Below are 22898 nucleotides of genomic sequence, written 5' to 3'. Positions count from 1 at the left end.
ATTCCAGGGGCCGTCAATCGGTCACCCGCGACACCCTTCCCTGCGGCCACACCGGCAGTCCTTGACCTCAAGGTTTGCCGGTAGCAACAGCCAGCTCGTCTGACACCTCACCATCGGCCTCGCGCTCATGCTCCAGCACCGCCTGGGCCAGGTCTTCGGTGACGCGCATCTCGACCCCGACGGCCGACATTTGTGCCGCCGCGGTAAAGGGTGCAGCGGTCACTGGCTCCGAGCCCTTGGCACGACGCCAGGCAAACAGCAGCACCAGGCCCACGTTCAGCGCTGCCAGGGCCCAGAACAGCCCGGCCTCACCGACCCGGGTCATCAGCGGCGAAATCACCAGCGGGCTGATGGCACAGCCCAGGGAGTTGATCAGCAACAGGCCCTGGATCATGCTCACAATCGCCCCCGACGATGCCCGATCCGCCGCATGGCTGACCGCCACCGGGTAAATCGCGAAGATACCGCCCCCCAGCAGAAAAAACGCCACTACCAGCAGCGGCGAACCCGCTGGCAGCATCAGGATGATCAATGACAGCACTGCGCAGGCAGCGCCCAGCACGATCAATACCAGATGCCGGTCCTGATGGTCCGACCAGCGCCCGACCGGGTACTGCAACAGCATGGCGCCAAGAATGACCCAGGCCATCATATGCCCGACCTCGGTCACGTCCAGGCCGATACGTTGCAGGTACAAGGGCAGCAACGCATACACCGCGGCAATGGCAATACCCGAACCAAAACAGCCAATCACCCCGGTGGGCGTGGCACGCAGCAACTGCAAGGGCATCAGCGGTTCTGCGCGCTCAACAATCGGGGTTGCCCGCGGCAACATGACAATGGGCAACAACGATAGCGAGGCCAATATGGCGGCGATCATAAAGGGCACCGTGTCACCGGTCAGGGCAATGGCGCCCAGGTTGACCTGCCCCAGCAACCCCGCACCGTAGAGGGCAATCATGTACAAAGCCAGCAGGCGCCCGCGAATCTTGGGGTCGGCGGCCATCAACAACCAGCTTTCCACCACCAGGAATACGCCGACGCTGGCCCAACCGTTGACCAGGCGCAGGACAAACCATGTCCAGGGCTCGGATGACATGCCCTGGAACAGGATCGAGGTGGCAATCAATGCCGCGAAGCAGCTGTAGGCGCGGATATGGCCGATGCGTACGATCAGCCGGTCATTGAAGATCGAGCCCAGGGTCAGCCCGATAAAATAAGCGGAAGACACGATACCGACCATGGTCGCCGACTGGCCCATGGTGTCCAGGCGCAGTGTGGTCAACGAGGCAAGCATGCCGTTGCCGATACTGATGATAAACAGCCCAAGTAACGGCGCCAGCGCCATCGCCAGCAATTGGACAGACATGATTGACTCAAGACCTCATTGATCAATGGATAACCCGCTCGGGCAAAAGCACAGCGGCACCTGCCGGCAAAGGCCGGGGCGAGACAGAAAAACCGGGGTGTGTGATTGTGCATCCTCGACGCCACGGACGTGGCCGGCGAGTGACAGGCAGGGCTCAAGACAAGCATCGACCAGGCAGAATCAGGGCGCGCATAGTAGCCGCAGACAGGTACAAGTTGAAGAGCGCGGCCCGGGATTTGTCAGGCCATTTTGACGCAGGTACCCTCCCCCTTGTTACCCGGCTCTGGAACCGTGCCTTTTTATCCGGTACATGTCGCCATCGGCATGGCTGAGCAACGTATCGGCATCCTCTCCGTCCACGGGGTAAAAGGCCATGCCAATACTGCAAGACGGCATTTTGATCCCGCCGAATTCAGCCCCGAGCGGCTCGGCCATCGCCGCAGTAATCTGTTCGATTTTCCAGGCCACGTCATCCGCGGACTGGATGTCGGTCAACAGCACGGTGAACTCATCACCGCCCATGCGCGCCACCGTGTCCGATTCGCGCACACAACGGTGCAGGCGTTGCGCAGCCATGCACAACACGCGATCGCCCATGGCATGCCCATAGACATCATTGATGTCCTTGAAGTCATTCATATCCACAAACAGCAGGGCCAGGGTGCCTTGGCGCCGGTGTGCTGCACGCAGGGCAGATTCCAGGCGGTCATTGAACAGCGAGCGGTTAGTCAGTTTGGTCAGCGGGTCGTGATGGGCCAGAAAACGCAATTCGTCCTCGGCCGCCCTCAAGGCTGTCACGTCCCGCGCAACCCCGATCCGCGCACCGACATCCTCAGACCAGAAGGCAGCCCAGAGGATATGCACGACAGCGCCATCCTTGCGCACATAACGGTTGCGAAAATCGACATGAGCCTGGCCATTCATCACCCGAACAATGGAGGCCCGTGAAATCGCCAGGTCTTCAGGGTGTATATAGTCCGTGATCAAGGTCCCCGTAAGCTCGTCGGCACGGTAGCCGAGCAGGGTCTGGCAGGCATCACTGACAAAGGCAATCCGGTTGTCCCTGTCGACCACAAACACCGTGTCCAGCATCAGGTGGATCAGTTTGGGATAGAGCGCCTGCAGGTCAACGGCCATAGCTCAGGGTGTCCGATTTGAAAATCGCCTTGATCATAGCCTGATAGCAAAGCAATGGCCAAATTACCATTTTATGTGGCATTTTTGGCGTCAAAATCCGGACGCCCACTTCTCTCACAGTGACATCCAACGGATTGCATCGAGGTGCTAAAGTCAGCATTTGCTCAAACACAGGGACGACCCATGACAGGGCGATATCAAGGAAGCTGCCTGTGTGCAGCGGTCCGTTATGAACTGCTCACAACGCCAAAAGCAGTGAGTCATTGCCATTGCGGACAGTGCCGCAAAGGCCATGGCGCAGCATTCGCCTCCTATGCCAGCATTGCGCGCAGCGCATTGCGGATAGTCCAAGGGGCGGACAGGATCACGGCCTACTCTTCTTCGCCGTCAGTGCTGCGCGAGTTCTGCTCTCAGTGCGGTTCGACCCTGTTCTGGTCACGCAGCGAAGGTGAATTTGCCGACTGGATTTCCATAGCACTGGGCACGCTCGACAGCCCCTTTGTGGCACAAAAGCAAACACACCTTTACCTCGACTCGCCTGTGCACTGGGTTTGACCCTCGCCCTTTGGGAGAGGGTCAGGGCGAGGGGCTTTCAACCCCTTCGCCTTGTTATCAGCCCTTGGCCGCCATGGCCGTCACTTCAACCCGCATCCCCGCAACGGCCAGCTCGGCCACGCCCACAGCTGCCCGCACCGGCCAAGGCTTGGCAAAAAATCGCTTGTACACTTCATTGAACGCTGCCCGATCAGCCATATCGGTCAGGTAAATGGTCAGGTGCAACACCCGCTCCATCGAGCTGCCCGCCTTCTCCAGCGCCAGCTTGAGCGCCTGCAATGTGCACTCGCTCTGCTCGACAATCCCGCCCAGTTCCAGGCTGCCATCCGCACGGGTTGGAATCTGCGTCGAAACCAGCAAACCCGCAAAGCCGGCAACATCCGAAGAGATGGAGTCCGCATCAGGATCGGGGATGAAAGTCAGGTCGTGTTGCGACATAAGTGATCACTCGCTTGAGTTAAAACACCCATTGTCCAACGTCCGCTCGCGCCGTGCGCGTCTTTTTGCGCAGCAGCACATTGTCGTGCTTGGCTAAAACTGCCCGTGATCCATTACCATGCGCTTCGCCATGACGTCGTTGCATAGCCTGGAGTGCTCTGTGGAAATCAAACACCTGCGATCATTTGTGACCCTGGCCGAAGAGCTGCACTTCGGCCGCGCCGCGCAACGGCTGTCCATCGTGCAACCGGCCCTGAGCATGCAGATCAAAATGCTTGAAGAAGAGCTGGGGGTGCGTTTGTTCGAGCGTAACCGGCACTCGGTGGCACTGACCGAAGTGGGCACTCTCTTCCTGCCCGAAGCCAGGGCCACGCTCTACCAGTCGGCCCATGCCGCGGATGTAGCCAGGGCGTGCGGGCGCGGCGAAATCGGCCGGGTACGCTTTGGTTTTGTATCCTCGGTACTGCCCCAATTGCTGCCAAGGCTGATCCGCTCGCTGCATGCCCGCTTCCCGCGCATCGAACTGGAACTCAAGGACATGCCGGGCCCGGATCAGGCCGTAGCACTGAAAAACGGCCAGCTTGATTTCGGACTGATGCGTCTGCCGGCCACCATCCCGGGCATCCAGACCCGCGAAGTGCTGCAGGAAAGCTTTATTGTCGCCCTGCCCGGCGACCATCCGCTGGTGGCCTGCACCAGCCTGCACCCAACCGACCTGAGCCAGCTGCCGGTGTTTATCCTGGCCCGGCGCTACGCCCCCGGTTTTTACGATGAAGTGATGCAGGCGCTCACCCACCGGGGCGCGCATCTGCAAAATGCAACCGAGCTGGGCGAGTTCACCACCATGCTTGCGCTGGTCTCTGCCGGGTTGGGGGTCGGTTTGCTGCCGGCCAATGCCGGCCGCGCATTACCTGCCAATGTCATCTCCAGGCCGCTGGAACTGCAGGACTACCGGGCAACGACGGGGCTGGCATGGACGGAGCTCAACAGCGCAGTGAAAAGCACCGTGTTCAGCTTGCTGGATGAGCTCTTTGCGCCGGGTCAGCAGCCCGTTGAGCACTGAGCAAAACCAGCATCTCCTTGCCCGCCATGATCAGCTCAGGGCACGCACCATTGACCTGGCAGGACACGATCAGGCCCTCGCCGATCAGCAGTAACTGCATGGCTGCCACGCGCGGATTCATATAGCCCGCTTGCGCACATATTTCTTCAAGATAGGCCTGAAGGGCCTGCTTGTGCTGGTGCGCCAGCCTGTGCGGCTGCTCTGACAGACTGGCATATTCAGCGGATGCATTGATAAAGGCACAGCCGTAAAAATCCGCTTCCTGAACCCAGGATGCTATGAAGTCAAGGTAGCCAGCCGGGCGCTGTGAGACCGCAACCGCATCCACTGCCGCTCGCACTTTCGCCATGAACTCGTTGTGGCGGAGTTCCAGAGCTGCCTCGACCAGATGGTCCTTGCTGGAAAAATGCCGGTATAGCGTCTTCTTGGTAACGCCTGCCTCCTGGCTCAACTGCTCCACCCCGGTGGCGTGAAAACCCTGTCGATAGAACAGGCGCAGGGCGGCGCGGGTGATTGCATCAGACGTACTCATGGGTACTGGCCTCCTGTGGAATGCAACACAGTGTATACCGATCGGTTGACTTGCAGGTATACCGATCGGTATCCTTTTGTCACATCCCCCGTCGCGAGTACTCCCATGTCTGCACGTCGCCTGCTCACATCCGGTGCGCCAGCCGCACCCTCCCTGCGTTTTACGCTGACATCGTTTATGGGTGCAGTCATCGCCATTGGTGCTACTGGCTGGCTGAGCAACCTGTCAGGCACTCCATGGCTTATGGCTTCAATGGGGGCCAGTTGCGTATTGGCCTTTGGCGTCCCCGACTCGCCGCTGGCTCAACCACGCAGCATCATCGGCGGGCATGTCATATCCACCCTGGTCGGACTGATTATTTTGCATACCCTGGGCAATTCGTGGTGGGCCTGCGCGTTGGCCGTCGGGCTGGCTCTGGTTGCCATGCAACAGTCCCGTACCCTGCATGCCCCGGCAGGGGCCAACCCGATTGTGGTGTTGATGACCGGCGCGCCGCTGTCTTTTCTGCTGACCCCGGTGCTGGCGGGCTCCATCGTGATCGTGGTGGTTGCCTGGTGCCTGAATAACACACGCCACCGCGGCAGTTACCCCAAGTACTGGTGGTAGTGCGCTGCCTGCAACACCAAAGTAAATGATAAACATTCCTGCTGCTGATACGATTCAGCCCCGCTGCCGAGTCTGAAACGCGCGTCATAGACGTTTCAACCAACGCACTGAACAGCGAAGCATCAACAACTTCGCACCGTTTATTGCCCGGTTCTCGGCAGCGCGTTCAGTTATCTGCCGTCATTGGTGTGGAGTGTTACGGATGTTGCAAAGGAAGCATGGATTCAAACGGGCAGGCTTTGTGCCACTGGGTGTATGTACCGGCCTGGTGATCAGTTGCACGGTGCTTGCGGGTGAAAACGCGCCCATGCAACTGCCCAGTATTCAGGTCGACGGCGTGCAATCTGCCGAAGACGATACGGACTACCGTGCGGGCTACAGCTCGACGGCTGACAAGACTGAAACGCCCTTTCTGCAGCAGTCGCAAGTGGTCGATACAGTGACCCGCCAGCAACTCAAGGATCAAGCACCGCAAACCCTCGAAGACGTAATCAAGTTCATGCCCGGGGTGGTGGTCAGCAATAACTTCGGCGGTACCCAGGACAGTTTTATCAAGCGCGGATTCGGTAATTCCGATGATGGCGGCGTATTGCGCGATGGTGTACGCATGCCCATCGGCCGCAACTTTCAACGTGTCACCACCGAGCGCGTGGAGATGCTCAAGGGCCCTGCTTCACTGCTCTACGGCATGCAGGAACCCGGCGGAGTGATCAACGTGATCACGAAAAAACCGCAGTACCAATGGAACAGCACACTGGGCGGCACCCTGAGCGATCAGGGCGGTGGCGATGGCTGGTTCGATGTCACCGGGCCGCTGGGTGACAGCGGGTTCGCCTTTCGATTGATCGGGCAAAACCGCGACGAGGATTACTGGCGCAACTTTGGTCAGAACAAGTCGAAACTGGTCGCCCCTTCGCTGTCCTACGAGTCTGACGATCTGTCGTTTCTCGCCGCTTATGAATACAACGACTACAGCAATACCCTGGACCGTGGCGCGCTGTTCTACAACGGCCATCATGTGGGCAGCCGCGACAAACGCCTGGACGAAAAATGGACCCGCGCCCAAGGCCAGCGCCAGTCGCTCAACACCACCACCGAGTACCGCCTCGACCCCACTTCAAGGGTGCGCCTGACCACGGGCTGGGTGTATGACCATTACAACGACTACCAGGCCGACCCCAGTGAATATCGCCCGGCAACAGGCGAGCTGACCCGGCGGTTTCGTCGTAACGTGGGCGCCAACCGGGAGAACGCTTACCTGTCGCTGGACTGGATTGGTAACAAGACCTGGCTCGGTATCGATCACGACCTGGTCACGGGTGTCGACTATGAAACCCGCCGCGAAGCCAACGGCGACTTCCTGCAAAGCAGCAATGTCGGCGGTTTCTACCCGGCCGATCCGCAGTATGGCCTGCTGCCGCCGGTGGGTAAGGTGAACCCGTCCAACACCAACGGCAAAAGCCATATCAAGGGCCAGTCGCTGTACGTCAAAGACACTATCCACCTGGGCGAAAAATGGATTCTGGCCCCGGGCCTGCGCTATCAGCATTATTCGATCGACTCTGGCGCGGGCCTGGACTTCAAGCAAACCACCGATGAGGGCGAATCCAGGCTTTTGCCCTTCCTGGGGCTGGTGTATCAGATGCGTGACGACCTCTCGCTGTATGGCAACTACAGCCAGTCATTCGCACCCAATGAGATGGAAACCGGCACCACGTTCGAAGGCACCTACAAGTCTGAAACCGGCCGCCAGTACGAAGTCGGCATGAAGTATGACAACGGCGACTGGACCAGCCAGCTGGCGGTGTACGACATCCTGAAAAAGAACGTACAACAGAACACCGGCGAGCTCGACGCGTTCGGCAATATGATCCAGCGTATTGCCGGTGAAGTGCAGTCAAACGGTCTGGAATGGAGCATGAGCGGACGCCTGAACGCGCAGTGGAGCGTCATCGCCAACTACGCCTACACCGATGCACGGATCAAAAAGGACACCCGGCAAACCGAGGGCAACCGCCTGTTCAACGTGGCCCGTCACGTGGGCGGGGCTTACCTGACCTATGAAGTTCCGGCCGATATTTTCGCCGGGCGCTTGCGCCTGGGCTCCGGGGCCCGTTATGTGGGCAAGCGCGCAGGGGATATCAGCAACTCTTTCGAGCTGCCGGACTACACCACGGTGGATGCTTTTGCATCCTGGAAGACCAGCCATCTGCTGGGCAAGGAAACCTCACTGCAGCTCAACGCCAGCAACCTGACCGATCGCAGCTACTTTGTGGCTTCGGGCGGCAACACCCGGCGTGTGAGTTGGGGAGAAGGAAGGACGCTGCGCCTGACTGGAGAAGTCAGCTTCTAGCCTGACAGGCAGGCGCGCTCGCGCCTGCCCCTTGGCCCGGTGTTAAGGTCGGGCGGCCGTCACCTCGATCTCTACCAGGTAGTTGGGGTTGGCCAGGCCGGCTACCTGGAAAGCCGAGCGGGTTGGCAGCTTGGGCTGGGCCTTGGTGCCGAAGAACTGGGTATAGCCCTTCATAAATCCGGCGAAATCCATTTTGCCGGTTTCCGGCGTGCCCACCAGATACACCTGCATCTTGATCACATCGCCCATGCTCAGGCCCAGGCTTTTGAGGGTAGCCTCGATATTTTTCAGCACGTTGACCGTCTGCACTTCGGTGTCGCCATAGGCCGCCAGGGTCTTGGGATCGGCCTTGCTGTCGGCAATAGGCGGCACCACGCCACTGAGGTTGACCAGGGTCACACCCGGTGGAATTTCCACGGCCAGAGAGATCGGGAAGTCCGAGTTGGGCAGCTTGTGACGGATCACTTCTGCGGCGTTGACCTGGGTAGTCATCAGGCCGGCCAGCACCGAGGTCAACACAAAAGCGGGGATCAATTTTTTAGACATTTTTGTATTCCTTGAGGGTCATGAAAAAAGCGCGCAGTCCATGGTTGCTTGTCAGCGTCGGGTGACCGCCTGAACATCCTCCACTGTCACGGAGTCAGCATAGTGATTGCCAAAATGAGTCCGTACATAGTTGACCACCGAGGCTATCTGCTGGTCATCCATGTACTTCTTGAAACCCGGCATACCGCCCTGCCCTGATGTCACCATATACACCGGGTACACCTTGGCCCCCAGTTTCTGGTTGGCAGCCAGCGCCGGGTAGGCGCCCGCCCCGTGGGAGCCCTGGCCTTCAGCCATATGGCAGCCCTGGCAGACCTGATTGAACAGAGCTTCGCCGCTGGCCTGATCGAACTTGCCGGAGGTGGACAGCATGGGTGCATCTTCAGCAAGCGCAGTGGCACTGACCAGCAGGCCTGCCAGGGTAGCGGTGGTTAAAGTCATTCTCATGGCTAACTCCTGGCTCAGGCCGCTTTCGCGCTGGCAATAATATGGGTATGCAGACGCTTGATCGCATCCTGGGAGGACAGGATCGCGCCCTCCATCCAGGCCGGGATATAGGAAGCATGCTCACCGGCAAGGACGATGCGACCGTCAATCTGGCACAGGTTCTTGTAATGCTGCTGGCGGGTTTCAGGGGTCCACAGGCCATAGCAACCGTTGGTCCAGGGCACGCGGTGCCAGCCGACAGCAATGCCGTTTTCGAACTCTGCCGGGTATTGGGGGTGGACCTGGGCACCGTACTCAACGGCTTTCTGCACGCGCATTTGCGGGCTCATGGCGGTGAACTCATAAGCGTTCGGCCCCCAGATATAGGCACCGAGCAATACGCCCTTGCCCTGCTTGCCGTAGTCGGTGCTCGGGTAGCTGATTTTGCTGATCGGGGTATCGGTGTAGCTGATGCCGCCGTAGATATGCTCATCCTGCTCCCAGAACCGGCGCTTGAATTGCAGTCCGACCTTGATCGAAGACTCGTAGGGCACGGCGCGGATCGCGCTCATCATCGGTGCACTGACATCAACCGGCAGTTGCCCGAGAATCGACAGCGGCAATGTGCACACGCACCAGTCGGCCTGCTCCTGCTGTGCCCCACCGCTGCCGTCGCTGTTTTGATAGGTCACGGTCACGCCTTTGTCGTTTTGCTGGATGCGCGTGACCTTGGCGTTGTAATGGATCAGGTCATTGACCTGCTTCTGGAAGGCCTGGGCAATCATGTCCATACCGCCTACGGGCTGGAAAATGCTGCTCTGGAATTCATATTCCTGGCCGCTGGCGATGCTTTGCCACAGATTCGAATCCAGCAGCGCCTTGCAGTCGATCGGCTCGGACGGCACCGCCTCGGGCATCAGGCCACCACCATCGTCCACGGCAAAACCACGGCGCATGCTGGTCTCCAAGGATTTTTTGTAGGCGTTGCTGGCATCCAGCGCACCCCATTTGCGCATCACTTCCAGCAGGCGTTCGCGGTCTTCCCGGGTCAGTGCCTGATCCAGGCCGTGCTGATTGACGGCCTTGCTCAACAACTCGGCCACATGCCCCTGAAAGTCCGCCTGCACTTCACGATAACGCTGCGGCTTGCCGCCAAACGCCTTGGTGGAGTGCACCATTGCGTTGTAGTTGACCTGAATAAAGGGCTCCAGTGCGACGCCGAATTTGTGGCAGTAGTCGAGCACCGCATGGTGGTGATACGGGATGCGCCAAGGGCCGGGGTTGAGGTACAGGCCCTTGTCGAATTCGCAATGCTGGGTAGCGCCGCCCAGCTCGGTGAAGCGGTCACCGCCACGCAACGTCCAGCAACGCCCACCGGGTTTGGCATTGAACTCCAGCACCTTGACCTGGTAGCCGGCCTTGCGCAGTTCGTAGGCGGCGGTCATGCCGGCCAGCCCGGCCCCAAGGATCAGTACGCGGGTGCCTTTCGGTGCGCCGCTCAAGGCGAAGTCACGCTGGTAATTTGATTCTGCGGCAAAGCCCAATGAGCTCATCGCCTGATACATCGCAGCGGCGCCTGCTGTCACGCCGATCCAGTTGAGTACTTTGCGTCGGCTCACAACCATTGCTTTCTCTTGCATGACCAGTCCTTTGCATCGAAGGGAAATACGCAGGCAATGAATGACGAACAACCCGGCATGCGGCATCGCCCGACCACAGAAATGTCTGCGCCCGGTGATGTCCCAGAGCAAGCGCTATGCCATGAATTAACGAAGGGAGAAAAAACCGCAACCAGAGAAAAGATTGCAAAACAGATACGGCCAAATGCTTCTACTTAGGTCGGGCAGGTCTGTTTTTGGTGCAAAGCGGATGCGCCAGTATTGGGCAGCTCAGGTGGCTGTGTACCTCATGGGCGCATCGCTGCCGGGTCGGGGCAACGCCTCAGGCATGCGGCGTCGGATAGAGCAGCAGTACCAGCCACCCGGCGACATAGAGCCCCAGGCCAAACGTCAGATGGGTGATCAGGGTTCGGCGCCTTGCCACGTAGGGAGCCGCCGTCTTCGATGCAGCGATGCCGAAGCCGAAGGCGGGCTGCAAGATAAAAAACGGTGCCGCCATACTGATCAAGCCAGCGGCCAATGCAGGCATCAGCGTGGGATGGAACAACCACTCCACACCCGTGAGTACAACCAGCAGCAACGCGAAGACAATGCCCGTCAGGTAATGAAAAACCCAGCCGATCAGACGCTCATGCCTGACACGCGGCGCAGCCACAATCGAGGCATGCTGAAACTGCCCCTGGCGCATGAGGCCCAGCCAACGACCGATGAGCCCATAGTCAAGGGACGGGATACCAAAGACCCGTGCACGAATTAAAGCGCCTGCGTCCATGATCAAGGTGGCCCCCACGCCAACCAACAGAATACGCAGTACCATCTCACTTGTTTGCATGTTGTACCCTCTGCATTAAGCCTGTTTTGTCGGCCTGGTCAGAGCAGTCTGCAAGTTCAAGTCGACTTGAGGTCAAGCATGAAAGAAATGGAGATCGGTGAAGTGGCACGGCGCTGCGGCCTGCCGCCCTCAACCCTGCGCTACTACGAAGAAAAAGGGCTGATCCGCTCGACAGGCCGTCGGGGTCTGAGCCGTGTGTTCAGTGCGGATGTACTTCAGTGCCTGTCGTTGATCGCACTGGGGCAGTGTTCGGGGTTTTCACTGGACGATATCGCCGCCATGCTGAAGGCGGACGGTCAGCCCGAAATTGATCACCAGCGGCTGGCAGAAAAAGCTGACGAGCTTGATCGCACCATCCAGCGCTTGAGCACAATTCGCGACGAGCTCAGGCGAGCAGCGGCCTGCCCCGCTCCCCGTCATATTGAATGCCCTGCCTTTCAGAAAAAACTGGCCGCTGTCAGGCCACGCAGCCTCGACAGAAAAAAACCGCGACGCAGTCAAGCTCCCACGGGCAAAAGTCAGAACACCCCATAAATGGCGTTAACAGCCCTGCCCTGTGCGGCTGATAGCGCATCATCGTGGATTTCAGACTGCAAACCAAATTGGCCAGCCAGTGCTTTACGCCCCTTGGGCGTCACTGCAAGCGCCCGGCTGTCGAGGTCCTGGACTACCCATTTGCGGCTCAGGGCCAAGCTCGCCCAGGGCGCTTTCGCCACTCGCCGTAAGTTCATACAAACCCCGGCCGGTAGCTGCTGCAATCAACCTGCCTGCGGCGCAGACGCGGGCGGTGTCGGCATGGTCTTTTCCATCGGCTGGTACACCAGCCCCGCCGACTCGTCCACGTCCCCTGAGCACCTGAAGCCATACCGTCCATAGAAACCCACCGAAGGCAGCGAAGCTGCTCACACTCAGCACGGGCCAACGAACGCATGCACAATGCGCTGGCAGCCACTTGCCGACTCCACCCGAGGTATTTATGGGCAGCGAAACGTTGAACATGCACATGACCATTCGCAACGAACAGTCGCAAGACATCGAAGCCATCAGTCGCCTGACCGAGGCAGCGTTCAGGAACGAAGAGTATTCAAGCCACACCGAGCATTTCATCGTCAATGCACTGCGGCGCACCGGGCAACTGAGCATCTCCCTGGTGGCGGCAGAACATGACGAAATCCTCGGCCATGTCGCCATTTCCCCTGTCAACATTTCGTCCGGGGTAACCGGATGGTATGGCCTGGGGCCGATCAGTGTAAGGCCTGACCGTCAGGGCAAGGGCATCGGTTCGGCATTGATGAGGGCCGCACTGCAACAGCTGCGGCAACAGGGCGCAGCGGGTTGCGTCGTGCTGGGCGACCCTGCCTATTACGGCCGCTTCGGGTTTAAAGCCCACCCCGGCCTTGAGTTGCCCGACGTTCCCCCTGAATACTTCCAGGCCCTGTCCTTTACTGGCGAGCTGCCTGTCGGGGTAGTGAAATACGCTGCGGCGTTTGATGCACGCGAGTAAGTGACCGGGCGTGGTGGGCATTGTTGTTCATTTAAACGATTTCTGCCTTTGTGGGAGCGGGCTTGCTCGCGATGGTCGTCAACGATGACGCGTATTAGCTGAGTAAATGCGGCGCCATCAAGAACATCGCGAGCAAGCCCGCTCCCACACTTGAGCAGCATTGCGGGCGTGGTGGGCATTGCTGCGTTAGCTCTGATTACTTACCGGGCAGCAATGCGATCATCCGGTCAAAGGCCGCCAACGGGTACCTGTCATTACGTGGTTGCGCAACGGGCATTTTTGCAGGAAAGCCCACGTGCACACTGCCGGGCAGCACGTGCTCGATCGCTGCGTACCAGGTCAGTAAAGCCTGCTGCAGCCGTACATGCAGCTCGAAATTGCTCCTGCGCCGGGTGGTGTCTGCACGGGCTCGCTGCCGTGCCAGTTGCGGGTCTATGCGCCCGACAATGTAAGCGTCTGCAAAGCCGATATGCCCCTGTGCGACAGTGTCACGGGTGGCGTCCAGTTCTGTTAGCCAGTCGTTTGTGCTGGCCTCACCGATCTGCCAGAGGCACCACAGGTAATGAAGCTTGAGCGGGTCGCTGTCGCACACCGCCCATTGAGCCCTGGCTTCCATGGCCAGCGCGGCCTGCCATCGATCGACGTTACGCTCGGCCCAGAAAACTGCGGCTGCGACGGGATCACTGGCACGCTCCGGCACACCGTCAAGACGGCCGTGCTCAGCAATCACATGCGGCCCTCCATGCCGGGTGCACCACGTGGTTTTACCGCTGGCGCTGATGCCTTCAACCACCAAAATCATTGATATGGCTACTCCGGCCACAATAGGGGCTCAGGCAGGAAACTGTTGATCAGACCCGGGATAACCCGGAGCTCAGGTTGGACTCAATAACTGAAAAGCCTGTTCCGCGCCTGCTCCACTGGCTACACGCAAGTACATACAGGGGCCCCGGCTGGCTTGAGCCGCATGAGACTTGCCGACGGATGCCTGAAAAATTTACACACTTTTACTCAAGTCCTTATATCACCCGCTAATGGCTATTTGCTATTGTTTTGGATCCAATCATGGAGGCGTAAAAACATGGACAGGGCCAAGGTATCCAAACGCGGCTGGGCGTGGGCGTACCGGAAACTACGCGACTTGCACTGTTCACGGCTATCGTCGTTTTACAGAGCAACCCTGTATGCGGTTCGCGGTGATAGCGGCACTTTTCGCTGCGACCTGACCAGGCAGAAAATCCGCCTGCATCGATAATAAGCGCCGCTCCCATACGTTGAAGAGGATCATCCTGTTTGAGCTAACCTGGCTTGAACTGCCCTGCTGTCTTCCTGTCTTTGCCCTGCTTGCCGGCGTTGCATTCAATGCTGGAGCGCCCGGGCATGTCCATACGTACTGACGCCTTCAGAGCGACCGAAAGCTTAAAGCTCGTACATCTGCATGACGAAAATCTTGCTTTGGTTAGGAATGTGCAACATTTTTTGTCAGAATGAATTATGCATAATAATTCTCATTCACAGGTCTGCCCCTCCATGCAATTCGCCTCTGCTTCCCATATGCCCATCCGTATTCTGGCTATTGAGGATGATCCGGTGCTTGCCGCCGACCTGGATAGCCATCTGGGCCAGCGGGGCTTTTCGGTCACGTTGCGTCACGACGCAGACGAAATTCTGCATCTGGTGCGCTCCGAGGGTTTCGATTTGATCCTGATGGACATCATGTTACCCGGCAGCAGTGGCCTGGAGGTGCTCGCCCAAGTGCGCCAGTGCCAGCGTGTCCCGGTCATCCTGATGTCGGCGCTGGGTGCCGAGCAGGACCGGATAACCGGTTTCAGCCAGGGCGCGGACGATTACTTGCCCAAGCCATTCAGCATGCAGGAGATGGATGTACGCATCGATGCCATTCTGAGGCGCGTGGCCTACGAGCACGAGGCCCAGGTAAAAGTGCGCAGCGATTCGCAACTGGAACTTGATCAGCAGGCCATGGATGTTTGCCGCAACGGCCGCTGGGCCGATCTGACCAGCACCGAATTCCGGGTACTGGAAATCCTCATACAGCATCCCGGCGAGGTGTTGAGCAAAGCCTTTCTGTACCAACAGGTCATGCATCGGGCGCACTCACAACATGACCGCAGCCTGGACATGCATGTCAGTCGGGTTCGTCGCAAATTGCAGGCTATCGGTTACAGCGCCGGGCGCGTCGAGACCATACGCGGCATGGGGTATGTGCTGGCGCCGTTGCAGTCATGAGGCTGCCGAACCGGCACTCGCTGCTGTGGCAACTGGTCGGCGTGCTCGCGCTTTTGTGCATGCTGGTGATCAGTTTGCAGGCCGACCTGAGCAAGCGTCTCAAGGATGCCACCGCCCTCCTCTCCGAACCGGCCAAGCAGAGCCATATCGCTTACGCACGACAGGCCGAAACGGCGTGGCGGGAACGCGGCACGCAAGGCGTTGACGAGTTCCTGCGCAGCTTGCGCAAACAGGAAAGGGTGTGGGCCGCCGTCGTCGATGAGCACCAGCAATCATTGTCTTCGCAGCCTCTGGATGAACATGAGCGTCGTAAGCTCGACTTTGTCCGTCCGCTTCACTGGACCGTAGGACGGCCAAACGGCTGGCCAACGTTCTATGTGCCTTTCAGCGACGACAAAGCGCGTCTGGTCATGGAGCTGCCGCATCGTTTCAACCCGCGTGAGCACTTGCGGGTGTGGGAGGTGCTGCTGCAATGGGTACTGCCGGCGGGCTTGGCGCTGCTGCTCGGCTTCCTGCTCTACCGTGTGTTGATCGCCCCCGTGGTGACCCTGCGCCGCCAGGCGGCGGCATTGAGCTCGGGCAACCTGTCGGCCCGCGCAGGGCCGCAGGTGGCTCGGCGGCGCGACGAGCTGGGCGACCTGGGGCGAACCTTCGATCACATGGCCGAGCGCCTGGAAAACACCCTGGCGCTGCAGCGTCGGCTGATGCGTGACTTGTCCCATGAGTTGCGTACGCCGTTGAGCCGACTGCGCGTGACCGGTGAACGTGAACCGGACATGGATGCCATGCGCCAGCGCCTCGAACGTGAGGTACAGAGCATGGACCGATTGATCGGCGATACGCTGGAGCTGGTGTGGCTGGACACCGAGCGCCCCGCCCTGGCGCTGGAGCCGGTGGAGCTGGACCAGCTATGGGAGGTGTTAAGTGGCGACGCCAGCTTCGAGAGCGGTTGGCCGATCGAGCGTCTGCGCTGTGATCTGCCTCCTGACTGTCGCGTCATGGGCAACTTGAACAGCCTGGCTCAGGCGCTGGAAAACATCTTGCGCAACGCCATCCGCCATTCGCCGCAACACGGCGCAGTGACATTCACCGGGGTCAGCAAGGGCGCCTATTGGTACGTGTGGATTGAAGATCAGGGACCAGGCGTCGCCCCCGACAAACTCGAACAGATTTTTCAGCCCTTCACCCGACTCAACGCCGCACGCCCCGGCGGCAGTGGCTTCGGCCTCGGTTTGTCGATTGCCCGCAGCGTCGTGCAATTGCAGGGCGGCGAAATCTGGGCAGAAAACACTGACAGTGGATTGCGCATAAATCTGAAATTGCAAATGTATAAAATGTAAATAAGATTTACTCACGTTTGCGAATCACTTCTATTAGCGCCGCCCATGGAGATTCAGGCTTAACCGAGCCCCCTGCTGACAGGATGCTCAGACACTCCATTGGGCTCATCCACTAACAGGAGTGTTGTCGATGTACCCGCGATTCAAGCTCAATCATCTTGTCCTCGCCTTGATGGCCTGCTCGCCCGGCGCTGCGCTGGCCGAAACCGAACTGCTGGCGGCGCCGGCGTCAGACAATGTCTTGCAACTCGATGATACCCATGTTGTGGCCACTGCCGCGCAAGAGCTCAAGCAAGCCCCCGGGGCATCGATCATCACGGCCGAAGACATCAAGAAACGCCCGCCCGTCAATGACCTGTCCGATATCATCCGCAAGATGCCGGGGGTCAACCTGAGCGGCAACAGCGCCAGCGGTACACGCGGCAATAACCGCCAGATCGACCTGCGCGGCATGGGCCCGGAGAACACCCTGATCCTGATCGACGGCAAGCCCGTGACCTCACGCAACGCCGTGCGTTACACCCGTTCCGGCGAGCGCGATACCCGTGGCGACAGCAACTGGGTGCCGGCTGACGAAGTCGAGAGCATCGAGGTGCTGCGAGGCCCGGCGGCCGCACGCTACGGCTCCGGCTCGATGGGGGGTGTGGTGAACATCATCACCAAGCGCCCGACACAGGAACTCAGCGGTTCGCTCTCGGCGTACACCAACCTGCCCGAGGACGATGCCGAAGGCATGACCAAACGCACCACGTTCAGCCTCTCCGGCGCGCTGAGCGAAGCGCTGGCATTTCGTGTCTACGGCAACCTGAACAAGACTGACGCCGACGACTCCGATATCAACCTCGCGCACACCGACACCGCCTCCGGTTCTGCATTGGCTGCCGGCCGCGAAGGGGTCCGAAATAAAGATATCAACGCGTTGTTGAGCTGGGCGCTGGACGATCAGCAGACCCTCGATTTCGAGACCGGTTTTAGCCGGCAAGGCAATATTTACACCGGGGATGTCGGCACCGGGGGAACAGACTCGCAGACGCCCGGCAGCACGATCAACCAATGGCTGGGGCGTGAAACCAACACCATGTACCGGCAGAATTTTTCCGTTACCCATCGGGGTGACTGGGCGTTCGGGACATCACGGGTGTTGGCGCAATACGAGAAAACCCGCAACAACCGATTGCAAGAAGGCCAGACCGGTGCGGTCGATGGTGACATCAGCGCCAACGCAGACAAGAGTACCAGTACCTATGACAGCTACTTGCTCCAGGGCGAACTGAACATTCCCCTGCAAGTGCTGCTGCCACAAACGTTGACCCTCGGTGCGGAATGGAATCGCCAGGAGCTGGACGACCCGAGCACCTTCGACCGCGCCGTCGGCACCACGTTGCCCAACTCGGCGCTGGGTGCACGCTCGTCCTATATGGACGCGACGATCATGGCCTTGTTCATGGAAGACAATATCGAGTTGAGCCCCAAATGGTTCCTGACGCCCGGGCTGCGCCTGGACCATCATGATCAATTCGGCGCCAACTGGAGCCCGAGCCTGAACAGTTCCTACATGTTGACCGACGACATCACGTTGAAGGGCGGTATTGCCCGCGCCTTCAAGGCGCCGAATTTGTACCAGTTGAACCCCAACTACCTGTATCGCAGTAACGGCAACGGGTGTGCACCCACACTGCTCAGCACGGGTTGCTATGTGTTGGGCAATAAAAACCTCGAGCCCGAGATCAGCATTAACAAAGAGCTGGGCATCAGCTTTGCCCGGGATGGATGGACCGCCGGGATCACCTACTTCCGTAATGATTACGACAACAAAATCGTGGCTTCGAACGATTTGGTCGACAAGACCTTGGCCAACGAGGCCATCCTGCAATGGGATAACGCCAAGGATGCCGTGGTCAAGGGATGGGAAGGAAACGTCGGCATTCCATTGCTCGGTGAGAATGGCAATACGCTGAGCTGGAACACCAACTTCACCTATATGCAGTCCAACAAGGACGGCGACGGCAACCCGTTGTCGGTGGTGCCCAAGTACACGGTAAACACCATGCTCGACTGGCAGGCTACGCAGGCACTTACCCTGAGCCTGACCGGGACCTATTACGGCAAGCAAGAGCCGCGGGTATTCAACCCGACACGTGATGTTGCCGTCATCGCCACAAACGAGCTGCAAACCCTTGACCCTTACCATATCTGGGGTGTTGGCGGGACCTACCAGGTAAACAAGAACCTGTCGCTCGGTGCCGGCATCAACAACCTGTTCGACAAGCGCGTGTACCGCGAGGGCTCGGGCACCACTGCCGGGGCCAGCACTTACAACGAGCCGGGGCGCGCGTTCTACGCGTCGATCAGCACCTCGTTCTGATCCCGGCGCTCACAGGCGCACTTGATCACCCACCCAACGCTCAGCCGCTGACCAGGCTGGGCGTTGGCGTACAGCTTGATAAAAATACTCCGGTATCGTGCCGGGAACTGATGAGCATGCCAGATGAAAACACCCCCCCATTACGGCCCGACAGTGTCGCGTATCCTTGCGGCGCTGTGCGGCGGCTACCTGTTCACTTACGCCTTCACTGCGGCACTTGCGCGCTTGCTGCCGATGAATAAAGTCGATGCGCTGGTGACGGCCAGCCTGGTGTCATTTGCGGTCTACAGCCTGGCGATTCTTTGGGCATTTGCCTGCCGCAGTGCCCGCCGCGCATGGGCCGGGCTAAGCCTGGCTGTGCCCTTGGCGGCGATCGGTTTCTGGCCGCAGTGGATGGAGATACCGGGATGAAAAGCAAAACCATCACCCAGTCCCTTGCCTGGCTGCACACGTGGGGCGGGCTGATTTTCGGCTGGATCCTGTTTGCAATCTTCCTCACCGGCACCCTCGCAGTGTTTGATAAGGAAATTGATAGCTGGATGCGGCCGGAAATCCCGGCCCACACGCTCACGCCAAGCGAAGCCGCACAACGCGCACTCGACTATCTGCACGCGCAACAACCGAACGCCAGCACCTGGAACATCGGCCTGCCCACCGAGCGATCATCAGGGCTGACCGTCTCCAGCGGTGAACAACGGCGTGGCGGTGGCGTGAACCTGGATCCGGAAAGCGGCGCCCCGCTTGACGTCCGCAAGACAGCAGGTGGCGGGTTCTTTTTTCGCTTCCATTTCACCCTCGACCTGCCGCGCAATATCGGCATCTGGGTGGTGGGCCTGGCCGCCATGGGCATGCTCGTCGCACTTGTCAGCGGCATCGTCATTCACAAAAAATTCTTCAAGGATTTTTTCACCTTCCGCCCGGCCAAGGGCCAACGTTCCTGGCTGGATGCGCATAACGCCACCGGTGTGCTGGTACTGCCTTTCCATCTGATGATTACCTACACCGGCCTGGTGATTTTTTACCTGACCTACATGCCCGCGGCGATGGACGCACTGTTCGATGGCGATCGTGTCGCGGCCAGTGGAGCGCTACGCGGGGCGCCTGCTGAACAGCGTGCAGAACACAATCACGCACCCGGCAAGCAAGACATCGCCACTGCGGGTGCACGCCGTGAGGGACAGAGGCCAGGGCGTGGCGAGCCTCTTCACCCCGTCTCTCAGCCTGCACCGCTGACCGCCATAGGACCTTTACTGGCCGAAGCCGAGCGAAGCATGGGGCCGGTTTCCGGACTGTCGATTAAACATCCCGGTCGCAGTGATGCTCGTATTGAAGCGCGCCCCTTGCTGGGTAATCGTATCGAGCTGACCAAGGGCGCCAGCATGGTGTTCGACGGCGTTACGGGCAAAGTCTTGCGGCAACCGCCGCAGAGCCGACCGAGCCTGCTGACCCAGAAAGTCATGTCCGGCTTGCACTTCGCCCAGTTCGGCGGTTATCCCATGCGCTGGTTGTACTTTGTCTGCGGCCTGGCCAGTTGCGCCATGCTGGCCACCGGTGTGGTGCTGTTTACCGTCAAACGGCGCCGTCGTCACGATAGCGAAGGGGTGATCGGTGCGATGCTGTATCACGCTGCCGAACGCCTCAACGTAGCGGTCGTGGCCGGGCTGGTGCTGGCGTCTATCGCACTGCTGTGGGCCAACCGGTTGCTGCCGTTGCAATGGGCCGGGCGTGACCAATGGGAAGTGCGGGTTTTCTTTCTGGTGTGGCTCGCCAGTCTGGGCCATGCCATCGTCAGGCCCAGACTCGCTGCCTGGCGCGAACAGTTGGGCCTCGCGGCCTTGATGTGTTTGAACTTGCCCCTGCTGAATCTGATTGTTGTCAATCGAGGGGACGGGCTCTACCTGGAACTCACCCTCGTAGTGATAGGTGCGCTGCTGGCCTGGGCAGCCTGGCAGACAGGACAACCGGCCAGACAAGCAGTACCGCGTAAATCCTCTAAAACCCTGGAGCAGCATTGAAATGAACCTTGCCTTGATCGCGGGTATGTTGCTGGCCTGTGGCGGCATGTTGGGTTTGTGCCTTGGGCTGGAGCGGTATTACAAACAGCTCAGGCAACCCACGCCCGCCCCTGTCGTCCTGCGAACATTACGCTGCACCGGCTGGATTGCCCTGTTGGCCAGCTTGGCCTGTTGTATTCAAGCCTGGGATGGGCCCATGGCTGCCGTGGCCTGGCTCGGCAACCTCTCCCTCGCGGCACTCACGGTAGCGTTCCTGCTGCCTTACGCGTCTCGGCTGCGCAGAGTGCCTGAGCCAGAGAGGGCTCAGGTCAGGCAAACAACCTGAGAGACGCTTGGGTGGGGGTTGCCTTCAAGGCCGGGACGACTCAGATTACGCAACAGGATGTAACTTCTGACTTTCCAAGGTGGAATAGATGTTGAACAAAGCCCTGAGACGCAACGCACTCCTCGCCCTCCTCTCTGCCGTTTTGCCCTCTGTGGTCATGGCTGCCACCCCTGAAATGCCCAAGGGTATGACGGTCAAAGAGCTCATGCCCAGCAAGCCGTTCCCAACGACGTACCCCGGGTTTGAAGGCCAGAAAAGCAAGTTTCCGGCGCAACTTGAAGGCAGCGGCGAGTTCGAGGTGACGCGTGTGGCCAGCGTTTGCGCTGACCCGGACAACCCGATCAACTTCGCGATGGAGGCCGAGAGTTTTATCCGAATGGGTAACAAGCCGGTGGCCGATGTACTGGAAAAACGCAACATTGATTGGGAGATGTGTGACGCCTCGGTGGTAGGCCAGAAACTCAAGGTGGTTCGCTTGCAGCTGTTGGGCATGGGCTGCGGCTTTCCCTTTGTGGGCCAGCAAAAAATCCCTGTCGACCAGATCAGCCAGCATGCCTGCTTTTACGTGCCCGTGGTTGAGTTCAACGGCAAGGAGCAATTGATGGCCAGCGATGCGCTGAAAGGTTTCGAGGGGTTTGCGGTAGAGCGTTTGAGTGCTTACCTGAACCCGTAAATGCCTGTACGCCACAGGCTTGATGCCTCGCTACCCCTTACCTGCGCCGAGTGCCTGGCGTCCTGAAACGGGGACAGCCTCAACGCGCTGGCCTCTGCCTGCGCGTTGCCACATCAGCATCAGCCCCCCGCCCAACAGCAGCAAACCGGCGGCGAAGAAGATGTAAATCCCATACACACTCACAGGCAAGGCGAAGAACTCCACCCAATCTTGCGCCCTGTTGAGGGTCTGGGAACACAACAGCGTGCCTGCCAGCGACGCACGCAATGGCCAGCACCGGTGTAAGCGTCGCCGACACACGGCCCATATAGCCTGCGGGCACGGGCTCCTGAAGCATCGGCCCTTGAACAATGGGTGTACCAACAACGCGGCAATCAACCCGCCTACAGGGAATGCGGCGAGAACCAGACCGTATTCATAGGCCGTTAACCCCAAGGTTTTGAAGGCATACAAAGACAGCGCAACGTTATTGACCCCGAGTGAAAAACCATACAGCGCAACACCCATCAGCAGGGCTCGTATCGAAGCGTGGCCCCAGGAAAACCGCAAGCCAGCCAGTAACCCACTCCAGAATGGCGGCCGCTCCTGCACCGCCAGCAACCTCGTGCGAAGACCTCGGGTAGACGCGATGCACAGCGCCGAGCAGGTAAAGACCAGCACATTGATCGACACGGCCCAGACAGGCCCAAGCCACACAAATAACGCAGGCCCCAGGGAAACCGAGAGCACTGAAATGCCTGTCAGGGAAAACATGGCCTTGGCGGACGCCTCCACCCGACGTTCAGACGGGATGACCACTTGCATGATCGCTTGGCGAGACGGGTTGAAAAACTGTGCCGCCACACTGTTTATCAACAGTAAGAGCAGTACCCCCGTGAACATTTGCATCGGATCGAGCCCGGACAACGATTACACCAGCATAAATGCCAGGAATTTGAACACCCTGATGGCGT

23 protein-coding genes and 1 pseudogene are annotated in these 22898 nt (G+C 59.4%); 13 read left to right on the top strand and 11 right to left on the bottom strand.

The genetic code is table 11. The features are described from left to right. Positions 1–67: 67 nt before the first annotated feature. Positions 68–1369, bottom strand: coding sequence for an MFS transporter (locus tag FHL07_RS07480; protein ID WP_095026697.1), 1302 nt, complete (start codon positions 1367–1369; stop codon positions 68–70). Between the two features lie 273 nt (positions 1370–1642). After that, complete coding sequence (locus FHL07_RS07475) at positions 1643–2506, bottom strand: sensor domain-containing diguanylate cyclase (RefSeq protein ID WP_095018626.1); 864 nt, start codon at positions 2504–2506, stop codon at positions 1643–1645. Positions 2507–2689: 183 nt separating this feature from the next. Here FHL07_RS07475 and FHL07_RS07470 point away from each other — a divergent pair, with 183 nt between their 5' ends. Beyond that, the gene (locus FHL07_RS07470) at positions 2690–3061 is read left to right on the top strand and encodes a GFA family protein (protein WP_095002860.1); all 372 of its coding nucleotides are present in this window, start codon (positions 2690–2692) and stop codon (positions 3059–3061) included. A gap of 57 nt (positions 3062–3118) precedes the next feature. Here FHL07_RS07470 and FHL07_RS07465 read toward each other — a convergent pair whose 3' ends face one another. Beyond that, on the bottom strand, positions 3119–3499 hold the full coding sequence (locus FHL07_RS07465) for a RidA family protein (protein ID WP_095002861.1): 381 nt from the start codon (positions 3497–3499) through the stop codon (positions 3119–3121). Positions 3500–3659: 160 nt separating this feature from the next. On the opposite strand from FHL07_RS07465, the gene FHL07_RS07460 reads away from it, so the two are divergent. Continuing rightward, positions 3660–4562: a LysR family transcriptional regulator gene (locus FHL07_RS07460; RefSeq protein ID WP_095002862.1), complete on the top strand. Its 903-nt coding sequence runs from the start codon at positions 3660–3662 to the stop codon at positions 4560–4562. On the opposite strand, the gene FHL07_RS07455 is transcribed toward FHL07_RS07460, so the two are convergent. Beyond that, positions 4510–5094 (bottom strand): TetR/AcrR family transcriptional regulator, encoded by a 585-nt coding sequence (locus FHL07_RS07455; RefSeq protein WP_095018624.1) that lies wholly within the window; start codon positions 5092–5094, stop codon positions 4510–4512. The genes FHL07_RS07460 and FHL07_RS07455 overlap by 53 nt on opposite strands. Before the next feature lie 105 nt (positions 5095–5199). On the opposite strand from FHL07_RS07455, the gene FHL07_RS07450 reads away from it, so the two are divergent. Next, positions 5200–5700 (top strand): HPP family protein, encoded by a 501-nt coding sequence (locus FHL07_RS07450; protein WP_095002864.1) that lies wholly within the window; start codon positions 5200–5202, stop codon positions 5698–5700. A 202-nt stretch (positions 5701–5902) separates the two neighbouring features. Then, a complete protein-coding gene (locus FHL07_RS07445; protein WP_138738296.1) occupies positions 5903–8053 on the top strand; it encodes a TonB-dependent siderophore receptor in 2151 nt (716 codons plus the stop codon). 42 nt (positions 8054–8095) lie between these two features. Here the strand turns inward: FHL07_RS07445 and FHL07_RS07440 are convergent, their stop codons facing one another. The 4 genes from FHL07_RS07440 to FHL07_RS07425 all read right to left on the bottom strand — a co-directional run bounded on the left by FHL07_RS07440 (position 8096) and on the right by FHL07_RS07425 (position 11476). After that, positions 8096–8599 (bottom strand): RidA family protein, encoded by a 504-nt coding sequence (locus FHL07_RS07440; protein WP_095026701.1) that lies wholly within the window; start codon positions 8597–8599, stop codon positions 8096–8098. A gap of 51 nt (positions 8600–8650) precedes the next feature. Beyond that, positions 8651–9046: a c-type cytochrome gene (locus FHL07_RS07435; protein WP_238705514.1), complete on the bottom strand. Its 396-nt coding sequence runs from the start codon at positions 9044–9046 to the stop codon at positions 8651–8653. A gap of 14 nt (positions 9047–9060) precedes the next feature. Then, positions 9061–10590 carry a flavin monoamine oxidase family protein gene (locus tag FHL07_RS07430; protein ID WP_138738354.1) on the bottom strand — a complete coding sequence of 510 codons (1530 nt, stop codon included), beginning with the start codon at positions 10588–10590 and terminating at the stop codon, positions 9061–9063. A gap of 376 nt (positions 10591–10966) precedes the next feature. After that, entirely contained in the window at positions 10967–11476 is a 510-nt protein-coding gene (locus FHL07_RS07425) for a DUF2938 domain-containing protein (RefSeq protein WP_095023726.1), read from the bottom strand. Positions 11477–11554: 78 nt separating this feature from the next. Here FHL07_RS07425 and FHL07_RS07420 point away from each other — a divergent pair, with 78 nt between their 5' ends. Continuing rightward, complete coding sequence (locus FHL07_RS07420) at positions 11555–12010, top strand: helix-turn-helix domain-containing protein (protein WP_095002869.1); 456 nt, start codon at positions 11555–11557, stop codon at positions 12008–12010. A 224-nt stretch (positions 12011–12234) separates the two neighbouring features. On the opposite strand, the pseudogene FHL07_RS07410 reads toward FHL07_RS07420, so the two are convergent. Then, positions 12235–12375: pseudogene (locus FHL07_RS07410) on the bottom strand (GNAT family N-acetyltransferase); the annotation flags it as partial. 98 nt (positions 12376–12473) lie between these two features. On the opposite strand from FHL07_RS07410, the gene FHL07_RS07405 reads away from it, so the two are divergent. Beyond that, on the top strand, positions 12474–12980 hold the full coding sequence (locus FHL07_RS07405; RefSeq protein WP_138738352.1) for a GNAT family N-acetyltransferase: 507 nt from the start codon (positions 12474–12476) through the stop codon (positions 12978–12980). A gap of 196 nt (positions 12981–13176) precedes the next feature. On the opposite strand, the gene FHL07_RS07400 is transcribed toward FHL07_RS07405, so the two are convergent. Further along, positions 13177–13782: a hypothetical protein gene (locus FHL07_RS07400; protein ID WP_095020731.1), complete on the bottom strand. Its 606-nt coding sequence runs from the start codon at positions 13780–13782 to the stop codon at positions 13177–13179. 728 nt (positions 13783–14510) lie between these two features. Between FHL07_RS07400 and FHL07_RS07395 the strand changes: the two genes are divergently transcribed. The 7 genes from FHL07_RS07395 to FHL07_RS07365 all read left to right on the top strand — a co-directional run bounded on the left by FHL07_RS07395 (position 14511) and on the right by FHL07_RS07365 (position 21945). After that, a complete protein-coding gene (locus tag FHL07_RS07395) occupies positions 14511–15227 on the top strand; it encodes a response regulator transcription factor (RefSeq protein ID WP_138738295.1) in 717 nt (238 codons plus the stop codon). Further along, on the top strand, positions 15224–16567 hold the full coding sequence (locus tag FHL07_RS07390; RefSeq protein WP_138738294.1) for a histidine kinase sensor domain-containing protein: 1344 nt from the start codon (positions 15224–15226) through the stop codon (positions 16565–16567). Before FHL07_RS07395 ends, FHL07_RS07390 begins: the two co-directional genes overlap by 4 nt. A gap of 130 nt (positions 16568–16697) precedes the next feature. Next, positions 16698–18932, top strand: coding sequence for a TonB-dependent siderophore receptor (locus FHL07_RS07385; protein WP_095002874.1), 2235 nt, complete (start codon positions 16698–16700; stop codon positions 18930–18932). Positions 18933–19055: 123 nt separating this feature from the next. Next, positions 19056–19343, top strand: coding sequence for a DUF3649 domain-containing protein (locus tag FHL07_RS07380; protein WP_095002875.1), 288 nt, complete (start codon positions 19056–19058; stop codon positions 19341–19343). Then, positions 19340–20947 carry a PepSY-associated TM helix domain-containing protein gene (locus FHL07_RS07375; RefSeq protein WP_138738293.1) on the top strand — a complete coding sequence of 536 codons (1608 nt, stop codon included), beginning with the start codon at positions 19340–19342 and terminating at the stop codon, positions 20945–20947. The genes FHL07_RS07380 and FHL07_RS07375 overlap by 4 nt, the downstream gene beginning before the upstream one ends. A gap of 1 nt (position 20948) precedes the next feature. Further along, on the top strand, positions 20949–21272 hold the full coding sequence (locus tag FHL07_RS07370; protein WP_138738292.1) for a DUF3325 family protein: 324 nt from the start codon (positions 20949–20951) through the stop codon (positions 21270–21272). Positions 21273–21360: 88 nt separating this feature from the next. Then, positions 21361–21945, top strand: coding sequence for a hypothetical protein (locus tag FHL07_RS07365; protein WP_138738291.1), 585 nt, complete (start codon positions 21361–21363; stop codon positions 21943–21945). A gap of 30 nt (positions 21946–21975) precedes the next feature. Here FHL07_RS07365 and FHL07_RS07360 read toward each other — a convergent pair whose 3' ends face one another. Continuing rightward, entirely contained in the window at positions 21976–22833 is an 858-nt protein-coding gene (locus FHL07_RS07360; protein ID WP_178084374.1) for an MFS transporter, read from the bottom strand. Positions 22834–22898 lie beyond the last annotated feature (65 nt).

This window comes from Pseudomonas sp. FSL W7-0098 (assembly GCF_005930585.1).
GTDB classification, from domain to species: Bacteria; Pseudomonadota; Gammaproteobacteria; order Pseudomonadales; family Pseudomonadaceae; genus Aquipseudomonas; species Aquipseudomonas bubulae.
This window is presented reverse-complemented; position numbering and strand designations above follow the sequence as displayed.